This is a genomic window from Bacteroides gallinaceum, assembly GCF_030373775.1.
Taxonomy (GTDB): Bacteria; Bacteroidota; Bacteroidia; order Bacteroidales; family Bacteroidaceae; genus Phocaeicola; species Phocaeicola excrementipullorum.
This window is the reverse complement of sequence record NZ_JAUDEN010000053.1, coordinates 1-10,554: the sequence shown is the minus strand read 5'-3', so window position 1 is coordinate 10,554 and position 10,554 is coordinate 1. Positions and strand designations below refer to the sequence as shown.

At 48.6% G+C, this 10,554-nt stretch carries 10 protein-coding genes; 2 read left to right on the top strand and 8 right to left on the bottom strand.

Features of this window, described 5'->3' with window-relative positions; translation table 11 throughout:
- Positions 1–164: 164 nt before the first annotated feature.
- The 7 genes from thiL to QUW60_RS14775 all read right to left on the bottom strand — a co-directional run bounded on the left by thiL (position 165) and on the right by QUW60_RS14775 (position 8,172).
- Complete coding sequence (gene thiL, locus QUW60_RS14805; RefSeq protein ID WP_258339186.1) at positions 165–1,202, bottom strand: thiamine-phosphate kinase; 1,038 nt, start codon at positions 1,200–1,202, stop codon at positions 165–167.
- Between the two features lie 6 nt (positions 1,203–1,208).
- The gene (locus tag QUW60_RS14800) at positions 1,209–2,018 is read right to left on the bottom strand and encodes a purine-nucleoside phosphorylase (RefSeq protein WP_258339187.1); all 810 of its coding nucleotides are present in this window, start codon (positions 2,016–2,018) and stop codon (positions 1,209–1,211) included.
- Positions 1,975–3,072, bottom strand: coding sequence for a tetraacyldisaccharide 4'-kinase (gene lpxK, locus QUW60_RS14795; protein ID WP_289561451.1), 1,098 nt, complete (start codon positions 3,070–3,072; stop codon positions 1,975–1,977). Before lpxK ends, QUW60_RS14800 begins: the two co-directional genes overlap by 44 nt.
- A gap of 12 nt (positions 3,073–3,084) precedes the next feature.
- Positions 3,085–4,848 (bottom strand): signal peptide peptidase SppA, encoded by a 1,764-nt coding sequence (sppA, locus tag QUW60_RS14790; RefSeq protein WP_258339189.1) that lies wholly within the window; start codon positions 4,846–4,848, stop codon positions 3,085–3,087.
- A gap of 11 nt (positions 4,849–4,859) precedes the next feature.
- Positions 4,860–5,300, bottom strand: coding sequence for a SufE family protein (locus tag QUW60_RS14785; protein WP_258339190.1), 441 nt, complete (start codon positions 5,298–5,300; stop codon positions 4,860–4,862).
- 20 nt (positions 5,301–5,320) lie between these two features.
- Entirely contained in the window at positions 5,321–6,322 is a 1,002-nt protein-coding gene (locus QUW60_RS14780) for a M20 family metallopeptidase (protein WP_434736811.1), read from the bottom strand.
- Positions 6,323–6,402: 80 nt separating this feature from the next.
- A complete protein-coding gene (locus tag QUW60_RS14775) occupies positions 6,403–8,172 on the bottom strand; it encodes a gamma-glutamyl-gamma-aminobutyrate hydrolase family protein (RefSeq protein WP_289561447.1) in 1,770 nt (589 codons plus the stop codon).
- Between the two features lie 80 nt (positions 8,173–8,252).
- On the opposite strand from QUW60_RS14775, the gene QUW60_RS14770 reads away from it, so the two are divergent.
- Both QUW60_RS14770 and buk read left to right on the top strand, forming a co-directional pair.
- Positions 8,253–9,176, top strand: coding sequence for a phosphate acyltransferase (locus QUW60_RS14770; RefSeq protein WP_289561445.1), 924 nt, complete (start codon positions 8,253–8,255; stop codon positions 9,174–9,176).
- Positions 9,177–9,182: 6 nt separating this feature from the next.
- Positions 9,183–10,247, top strand: a complete 1,065-nt coding sequence (gene buk, locus QUW60_RS14765; protein ID WP_289561443.1) for a butyrate kinase — start codon at positions 9,183–9,185, stop codon at positions 10,245–10,247.
- A 2-nt stretch (positions 10,248–10,249) separates the two neighbouring features.
- Here buk and QUW60_RS14760 read toward each other — a convergent pair.
- Positions 10,250–10,554, bottom strand: a 305-nt coding sequence (locus tag QUW60_RS14760; RefSeq protein ID WP_289561441.1) for a hypothetical protein, incomplete at its 5' end; no start/stop codon positions are given.

The window sequence follows — 10,554 nt, the reverse complement described above, 5'->3', positions numbered from 1 at the left end:
GCTGTCTTATTTGATTGCGCTTGCAAAGGTAGTGCATTTTTTTTAACTGACAAACTTTTAGAAAGGAAAAAATGATTTTTTTGCTTTTACGGCTCTCTTGATATGAAAAACAGCATCCTAATGCAATGGATTCATTGCCTTGGGATGCTGTGATTTTTTGAGGCTTATTCTTTCAAAGGGTTCCACCCCTGAGCTTTCAACTCCAATTCATTGCCGTCACGAGTGACGAGAGCACAGCCAAGTTCCGGTTTTGTAATGTGGCCGATTATCTTGACATCTTTTAATTCAGAAATCGTTTCATGCGCTGTCAAAGGTACGGTGAACAGCAGCTCGTAGTCTTCTCCGCCATTTAAGGCACAAGTGCTTAGATTCATATTGAACTCTTCGGCCATGACAGCGGTCTGATAATCGATTGGAATTCTTTCTTCATAAATCCGGCAGCCTGTATTGCTTTGTGAACAGATATGCATCAGTTCCGATGAAAGCCCATCTGAAACGTCCATCATGGCAGTAGGCTTGATGCCAGCCTGGGCAAGGTTTTCGATTATATCTTTTCTGGCTTCCGGTTTCAGAATTCGTTCCAACAGATATTCTTTCCCGGCAAAATCCGGCTGAACGTCTTTTTCGCCTTTAAATACGGCTTTTTCTCGTTCAAGCAGCTGAAGCCCCATGTAGGCAGCTCCCAAATCACCAGAAACACAGATCAGATCTGTATCTTGAGCTCCGTTGCGGTATACTATTTGCCCTTTGTCTGCTTCACCGATGCAGGTGATGGAAATTGCCATTCCCGTGACTGATGAAGTTGTGTCGCCTCCTACTATGTCAACGTGGTGTAGTTGGCAGGCCAGTTTTAATCCTTCATAAAAATCTTCGAGATCTTCCACACAGAAACGTTTTGATATGGCCAGCGAAACTGTTATTTGTTTCGGTGTACCGTTCATTGCGTAGATATCCGAGAAGTTTACCATTGCCGCTTTGTATCCCAGATGCTTCAGTGGAGTATATACCAGATCAAAATGAACGCCTTCCATCAGCAGGTCTGTGGTCATCAGCACCTGTTTGTTTGAAAAGTTCATGACTGCAGCATCATCTCCTACACCATAAACCGTTTCCGGGTTCTGAAGTTTGATGCCTTGAGTTAAATGCTTGATCAAGCCGAACTCGCCTAGAGTTGAGATTTCTGTTCTTTGTCCTTCGTGCATGGTCTTTTATGCTCTGTTTATAAGTTCCCTCATAATGGTTGTCATGCGTGGTTGCGCTTCGTCTGCTGCTTTTTGCACCTCTTCATGCGAAACTTCCACAATTTTTCCTTCTACGCCTAAGTCTGTAATAACGGAGATTCCAAAAACCTTGATTCCGCAATGGTTGGCAACGATAACTTCCGGAACGGTTGACATTCCCACCGCATCTCCGCCGAGGATATGGTACATCTTATATTCTGCAGGCGTTTCAAAGGTTGGGCCTTGTGTGCCGATATATACTCCCTGCTGTACCTTTATGCCTTTTTCTTTGGCGATTTCCAATGCGTGGTTAATGATTTCTTTTGAATAAGCTTCGCTCATATCCGGGAAGCGAGGACCGTATTCGATATTCTTGCCGCGTAGCGGATGCTCCGGGAAAAAGTTGATGTGGTCGGTGATAATCATCAAATCTCCGATTTCAAAATCGGGATTCATGCCTCCGGCTGCATTGGAAACGAATAAGGTTTTGATGCCAAGTTCGCGCATGACACGTACCGGAAAGGTTACTTCCTGCATTGAGTAGCCTTCGTAAAAGTGAAAACGTCCTTGCATGGCCATTATATCCTTGTTTCCCAGTTTTCCGAAAATGAGTTTTCCCTTGTGTCCTTCTACGGTTGACACAGGGAAGTTGGGTATGTCCGAATAATTGATTTCGTATGCATCAGTTATTTCCTGTACCAGACTGCCCAGCCCGGTTCCCAGAATGATTGCTGTTTCCGGTTGAGTGTGCATTTTAGCTTTGATGAATGCTGCTGTTTCTTGAATTTTTTCTAACATACTCGATTATTTTTTTGTTAAATATAGTTTCTTGTTTATTTATAAATTCCACTTCTATAGGAAGTGTGTAGATCGATTCTTTAAGCACGTTGCTCAATTGGTGCATTCTTAGCCGTGCCGCGTCTTTCTCTGTCGTAACAATTAGCCTTCTGTCTGCCGTCAGTTGCCCGAACATTCTTTCCAGCTTTTGCAAATCTTGCCTGTCGAATGCGTGATGGTCGGGAAACGCCAGCAGGCGAACCTTGTCGCAATGTGTCCTCAATGTTTTTGCCAGACCATCGGGTGAAGCAATGCCTGTCAGCAAAAGAATCTCTTCCTGTTTCTTCAGGCTGTCGAGTGAACGTTCGGCGGCATTGGCAAACAGAGGCTGTAGTTTGCCGTATTTCATGGTTGTAAACAAAACTTTCTGTCCGGAATGAGGCTGAAGTTTCCTTTTTATACTTTCTTGTTCCGTGTCAGACAATCCGGCGGGGCACTTTGTTACGATGATCATATCTGCGCGTTTTTTACCGTTCCGTGTTTCCCTCAGCCTTCCTGCCGGCAATAGCTGGTCCTCGTAAATCGGGCGGTTGTAGTCGGTCAGCAAAACCGATAGTCCGGGGGTTACATAACGGTGCTGGAAAGCGTCGTCAAGCAGAATCACTTCAGTTGCCGGGCATTTCTCTTGTATCAAATTGATGCCCTCGCAGCGGTCTGCATCTACGGCTACTGTAATGTCTGGAAATTTGCGTGCTATCTGGAACGGCTCATCTCCGATTTCGGCAGCCGTGCTTGATGAGGAAGCAAGCACAAAACCCTTTGTTTCCCGTTTATATCCCCGACTTAATGCCGCTACTTTGAACTCCTTTTTCAGCAGACGGATCAGATACTCCGTGTGAGGAGTTTTTCCCGTTCCTCCTACCGTCAGATTTCCAATGCATATCAGCGGGAACGGGAAGGAGCGGGAGCGCAGCATTCCCCAATCGAAAAGCTTGTTGCGGATGCTTGCTCCGATTCCGTATAGCATACTGACAGGCCATAGCCCCCAATATATTTTGGGCTTGTTCTTGTGCATGGATTCCTGGTTTTATCGGATGTGCAGTTCAAACGGCATGCGAGCTTGCAGACGGTCTGCTTTGTTGATGTTTTTGAGCAATAGCAGTTCGTTGTAGAATTCGCCGCAAGCCTGCTTCAGCTGACTCTTGATGTAGCGTCCTTTGCCCGTGCTGATCAGACTGGTAAAGAAATCTTCCTTTTCCGGATAGCAGATCAGGTTGTATTCGTCCGTGCCGCTGAGCTCTTTGGCTAGAGATATTGCCGTGTCCAGTCCTCCCAGTTGGTCCACCAGATTCAGCTCTTTTGCCATAGATCCTGTCCAGACGCGTCCTTCTGCAATGCTTTTGATGGAATCGACAGACATGCCTCGTCCGTCTGCGCAGCGTTTGGTAAAGAGTTCGTATCCGTTATTTACCATGTGCTGGATCAGTGCGCCTTCTTCTTCGTTCAGCGGGCGTCCCATACTGCCAAGGTCGGAAAGTTTATTGGTCTTCACCCCGTCGATGCGGAGCCCCAGTTTATCAGTCATCAGTTGTGAGATGTCCGGAACCAGTCCGAAAATACCGATGGAGCCGGTCAACGTCGTAGGTTCGGCTACAATTTTTGTTGCGGCGCAAGAGATATAATAACCTCCGGAGGCTGCATAATCGCCCATTGATACGACTACCGGTTTTTCAGCTTTCAGCAGTGAAACTTCGCGCCAGATCTGTTCCGATCCGTATGCGCTTCCACCCGGAGAATTCACGCGGAGCACTACAGCTTTTACATGTTCGTCTTTCCGCAGGTCACGCAAGTCCTTGCATACCTTCTCAGAATTGATGCCTTCATCGTAGGAGCTGCCATTGTCGATGTCGCCAGTTGCATAATATACAGCGATAATGTTTCCGCTTTTGTTTTTCGGCTTTTTGGACGAAACGTTGATCATGTCTTCCAGCGTCAAAGTGCGCAGTTCATCATCTTCTTCTGTTTCTGTCAATGATTTCAGGTAGGCCAGCACCTCATCCTTGTACATCAGCGTATCGGCCAGTCCGTTCTCTATGTATGTCTGTGCCGGTTGGAAATCCATATTTCTGTCCGCCAGTGCGTTCAGTGAGTCTTTGCTTACATTGCGTGATTCTGCGACATCCTCCAGCATCTCGTTCCATATTGAATGAATGAAAGCTTGTGTCTGCTTGCGGTTGGCCGGGCTCATCTCCGTACCGATATAGGGTTCTACAGCCGACTTGTAAGTTCCGACACGGAAAACCTGCATTTTTACGCCTATTTTGTCCAGCAGATCTTTGTAGAACATACTTTCGGCAGCCAGACCATGCCAAGACAGACTTCCGGCCGGGTTGACAATAACCTTATCGGCGACGCTCGCCAGATAATACCCCCCCTGTGTGTAAGCATCGCTGTATGCAATCAGAAATTTTCCGCTTTTCTTGAAATCAGCCAGAGCATTCCGTATCTCTTGCAGGGAGGCGCTGGAACACACCAATGCTCCGCTGTTCAGGTATATTCCTTTGATATGTTTGTCTTTTTCGGCCTTGCGTATGGAAGCCAGAATGTCGTCCAGTCCCATAGTCATAGACATGTTGTCATCCAGAAACTGGTCGATGGGGCTTGGTTGGTAACGTTCGTCAACCACCCCCTGCAAGTCGAGCGTAAAGACAGACTTGTCCTTCACTACGGTTTCTGTGGCAGATGTTGCCAGCAGCCCTGCCATTGTTGTGATTCCCAGAATGGCGAAAATGAATCCGCAAATGAATATGCCCGCAATCGTGGCTAATGTACTTCGGAGAAATTCTTTCATACGGTGTTGTTTTAGTTTGTTTCTTGTTCTTGCGCTTTTGCCTTAAACGCAAGCGCATACATACGCATCTGTTTCACCATGGCCAGCAGTCCGTTGCTGCGTGTCGGTGAGAGGTGCTCTTTCAGACCGATTTTTTCAATGAAATACAGGTCTGCATCCAGAATTTCGTCTGGCGTATGCCCTGATATCACTTTTATGAGCAGCGCAATGATTCCTTTTACGATCAGCGCATCGCTTTCTGCCTGAAAGATGACTTTCCCGTCTACGAGATCAGCCTGAAGCCATACCCTGCTCTGACATCCGTCAATCAGATTCTGGTCGGTTTTATATTTGGGATCGAGGGCTTCCTGCTCATTTCCCAAGTCAATGAGTAGCTGGTATTTGTCCATCCAATCCTCAAAGTCGCTGAATTCCTCTATTACTTCATTCTGAAGTTCATTGATCGTTTTCATTGTCGTTCGTTTTATGTTGATTATTTTTCATTGTAGATTACTCCCATTACGGTCTGTCCTACAGCCTGGAGTGTTGCTTTGTCAATATGTTCGATCGTATCGTCTGTTGTATGCCATGTCGGATTGAACCCCGTATCGCCCTGCACGTCATAATGAATGATGTCAACGCATGGGATTTGGCGGAACTGGTTGACGTAGACGTGGTCGTCTGTCACCTCTCCTCCTTCCTGTTTGATGAAGTATCGTCCGTATCCCAGTTGTTCGGCCATCTTCCAGATTTTCTTCATTGGGCTGTTGGCCGTACGTGCCGAGAAACGTTCGTAATAGAAAGTGGCGTCTTTGGCTCCTACCATGTCAAGCAGAATGCCGAAGCGTGCCTTGTAGTCGCTGACATGGGGGATGCGTCCCCAGTATTGTGCGCCAAGGCACCATGTGTCGGATTTGTAAGTCCCTCGGTAGAACTCGGGAATTCCGTAGTCTTCCGCATCGAAGAAAGCGATGTCGATGCCTATTGCCGGAGCTTTCATCTGGATTTGCCGTGCGATTTCCAGCAAGACTCCTACGCCGCTTGCTCCGTCGTTGGCTCCGTCGATAGGCGTCTGGTGGAATTTTTCTTCATCTTGGTCAGCATAGGGGCGGCTGTCCCAGTGTGCGCAGAGCAGCACCCGCTTCTTCATTTCCGGCTTGTATGAACCGATGATGTTGCGTGCTTTCAGGATGGTGCCGTCATAAGCCATCAGGTCGGCGTATTGACTGTATACTTTTGCGCCGAACTTTTCCAGTTGTCCGGCCAGATAGTTTCCGCAATTCTTGTGTGCGGCAGAGTTCGGTACGCGCGGCCCGAAGCTGACCTGTGCAGCGATATATGAATAAGCGCTGTCTGCATTGAATGCGGGAGCCGGAACAATCGTTTGGGAGGCAGCCTCTTCTGTCTGGCTGCTGTTTTTCTTGCTGCTTCCGCAAGAAATCAGCGCGCTTCCCGAAAGAAAAGCCAATGTTACCAATAGGTTTTTATATGAAATCATATCTTTTTGTCTTATCGGTGTAAAGTTATAATTTATTTGTATATGGATTTGTTTTTTGCCTGATTTTTCTTTCCCTTTTATCTTCCAGCCTGCTTCTGCACTTCTTCCATAATCCGGAGAAAATTGCCTCCCCATATTTTCTGAATATCTTGTTCGCTGTAGCGTTCGAACAGCAGGCGGCGGGTGAAATTGATAAGTTCTGAAGAGTCGTTGCATCCGATGATTCCCCCGTCGCCGTCGAAGTCGCTGCCTATTCCTACATGGTCTATGCCCATGATATTGACCGCATGATGGAGGTGTTCGACGGCATCGCAGATGGTAGCTTCTCGGGAGGAGTGCAAAAAGCCGCTGTAGAGGCATATTTGCACGGTTCCTCCTTTCCGTGCAATGGCTTTCAGCTGCTCATCTGTCAGATTGCGCGGATGATTGCATAAGCTTCGGCATGAAGAATGAGAGCATACCGGAGGCAGCGGACTGATTTCCAGTGTTTCATAGAAAGTGCGTTCACCTGCGTGCGACAGATCGACGACCATGCCCACGCGGTTCATTTCTTTGATTACCTGCTCGCCGAATTCACTGACTCCCAGATTCTCGTCGTTGTAGCGTGCCGATCCGCAGATGTCATTGTTTCCGTTATGGCATAGCGTCATGTATACGACTCCCCGCTTGCGGAAGCGTTCCACATTGTTCAAATCTTTTCCGATGGCATAGCCGTTTTCGATGCCGAGCATAATGGCCTTTTTTCCGTCACGCTTCAATCGGAACAGGTCCGCTGGGGTATAAGCGATGTCTACTGCCGTATAGTTCATCGCCGCCATTCTTTCAATCTCGTCCAAAAGCTGGTCGGCTTTGGCTGTCGCTGCCAGCAGAGCTTCTTCCGTGCGTTCTTTCTGAGGCAGATAAGCTACCATGATGGTTGCGTCCTGCCGTCCTTCGGTCATCTTGTGGAGGTCGACTTTGATCTGGGGATCGCGGGCGGCAAAATTGATGTTCCGGTCAAAGAACATCGGCGTGTCGCAATGCGTGTCAAGTGTAAGCAGCCGTTTGTGGATTCGTTTGGCTTCACGAAACGATTTCGCTTCCTTTATCAGCCAGCCGAAAAGAGGCATCATGCACTTGTCATGATTCAGCAGAAAGCATTCCGGATGCCATTGTACGCCTAGCATGGATTTGTATTCTGTGCTTTCGATAGCTTCGATCACTCCGTCGGGAGCCGTTGCTGAAACGCGAAAGCCGGGTGCCGGCGATTTGACGGCTTGATGATGGAATGAGTTGACCGGGAGCTTTTCTGTTCGCATGATTCGGTGCAGCAGGCTGTCTGCCGCGATGTCTACCGTATGTGAGGCAAATGCGCGGTCCATATCCTGGCTGTGCTTGAGCAGTGTGCCGTCCGTTTCGCTATAGATGTCCTGATAGAGCGATCCGCCCAATGCGGCATTCATTATCTGTATGCCGCGGCAGATGCCCAGTATGGGGATTTGGCGGTTGGCCGCCAGCCGGACAAGCATCAGTTCTTGCCTGTCGCGGTAAGGGTTTATGCTGTGAAGACCCGGTTTCGGCTCCTCATCCAGAAAGAGGGGATTGATGTCGCCGCCTCCTGAAAGAAGGATGCCGTCCAGACTGTCGAGCATGTTGAGAAGCAGTTGCATGTCTTCATAAGGAGGGATGATGAGAGGGACTCCTCCGGCTTGAACGACCGACTGATAGTATCCGGGAGCCAAGGTGAGGTTGCCGTCGCTGAAGTTTCCGGTAATTCCGATGAGCGGCGCTCCTTTTTTGTGGTTGGGAAAACGGCTATGCAGGTTGCTGTATTCTGAGCTGATGTCGAAAGATAAAGTTGTTGCCATACGTTAAATGTTTCTGCTATTCGGACAAATATAGGGATTTATCCGAATAAATTTTGCATATTTGTTTAAAATCTGATGATATGAATATGATTCAAACGCTTTCTCAGTTGGTAAATTGCCTGCGCTCCAGAGGAATAAGGCGTAAAGTAGCGGTTGTCTGCCCGAACGATCCCCATACGGAGTATGTGATCATACGCAGTTTGAGGGAAGAGATAGCCGAATATCTTCTGGTGACAGACTCTGCCCATCTCGATGTGGCCTGGCATCTTTGGTCGGCTTCTCCCGATTTTATCCGGATTTATGAGGTCGCCACTCCTGATGATGCCGCTGCCCTGGCAGTACAGTTGGTACGGACAGGTGAGGCAGATATTTTGATGAAAGGGCTTATCAATACAGACAATCTGTTGCGCGCGGTGCTGAAAAAAGGAGTCGGCCTGTTGCCGGAAGGGGGTGTTCTGAGTCATGTGGCAGTAGCTCAGGTGCCGCTTTATCATAAGCTGCTTTTCTTTTCGGATGCAGCTGTCATCCCTCGTCCGACGCTTGAACAGTTCCGTGCCATGATCATGAATGACATTTCTGTCTGCCGTAAGTTCGGCAATGACGAACCGCGTGTGGCATTGATCCATTGCACGGAAAAGATCAACGAGAAGTTTCCGCATACATTGAGTTATGCGGCTTTGAAACAGGAGGCCGCTGAAGGAAAATTCGGCAGAATGTTTATAGACGGTCCGATGGATGCCAAGACCGCATGCGACAAGCATAGCGGTGACATCAAAGGGCTTTCGTCGCCGGTGGTCGGGAATGCCGATATCTTGATTTTTCCGAACATTGAGTCAGGAAACACATTCTATAAGACTTTGTCGCTGTTCGGCGATGCGAATATGGCGGGAATGCTGACCGGAACGATTGCTCCGGTGGTTGTTCCTTCGCGGAGCGATTCGGGGAACTCCAAATACTACAGTCTGGCGTTGGCGTGTCTGGCGGGAAATCAACAAGATCAATAGTCATATATGAGAATATTAGTAATCAATCCCGGTTCAACTTCAACCAAGTTGGCCGTATATGACGAAAGCGGTCCTTTATGGAAGGACAGCCTGAGCCATCCGTCTAAGGAACTGGCTGCGTTTCGTCATATCAATGAGCAGTATGATTACCGGTGCAGCCACGTGAGGGACACATTGGCGCGTGCGGGTATCCGCCTGGAGTTTGACGCAGTGGTGGCGCGGGGCGGTTTGCTGAAACCGACGCCGGGCGGAGTGTACCGCATAAACGAGCGCATTAAACACGATTTGTGGAATGCGGATATGGAACACGCTTCGAATCTGGCGGCTTGGATTGCCGATGAGATTGCCGGAGAAGCGGGCTGCCCGTCGTTTATCGCCGATCCTGTGGTGACAGACGAACTTTGCGCTCTTGCCCGTCTGACCGGCATTCCGGAGATTCCGCGTATCTCCATATTCCATGCTTTGAACAGTCGGGCGGTTTCCAGAAACTATGCGTCACGGATCGGGAAAAAGTATGAAGAACTGAATCTGGTGGTGGCTCATCTGGGAGGAGGGATTTCAGTCAGTGCGCATCATCACGGAAAGGTCATTGATGTGAACAACGCCCTGAATGGAGAAGGTCCTTTCAGTCCTGAACGTGCGGGAACTGTTCCGGCACGCCAGCTTGTGGATCTCTGTTTCAGCGGAAAATATACCTATAAGGAGATCAGGAAAATGCTGAACGGCAAAGGAGGTCTGATCGCTCATTTGGGAACAACCGATGTGCCGACCATTGTCCGCTGGGCGCACGCAGGCGCGAAAAACCACAAGCTGGTGCTCGATTCCATGCTTTATGCGGTGGCCAAACAGATCGGCGCGATGCATGTGGCGCTTCACGGTCAGACTGATGCCATCATCCTGACCGGCGGAATCGCTTTCAGCGACTATTGTGTGGAAGGAATACGTGAATGGATCGAAGGGCTGGCTCCAATAGTTGTCATTCCCGGTGAAGATGAGATGGGAGCACTGGCCATGAATGCAATAGGAGCGTTGAGAGGAGAACTCCCGCTGCAGGAATATTGTCCGGCCTGATTTTAAAGCATAATCCGTAACGGCAGACGCTGCGGTTCGTTTGCCAAGAAGAATGGAATGTCAGCTAAAAGCAGGCGATTGTCCGTGATATTCTGTATCTCTGGCTTAGAGATGTCTATCTCCAGCCTGGAGATACATATCTTCAGATTGAAGATGTATATCTTTAGGCTGGAGATAGACTTTTTTAAGGGGCTGGCTGAATTCTTTCCAGAGAAGAAGGCACTTTTCATCGTTGAGAAACGTTTCCTTTCTGCAGAGGAAGGCGGCATTTTGCTGCCGCTTGCCTTGAAAAGGACTCGCTTTGAGA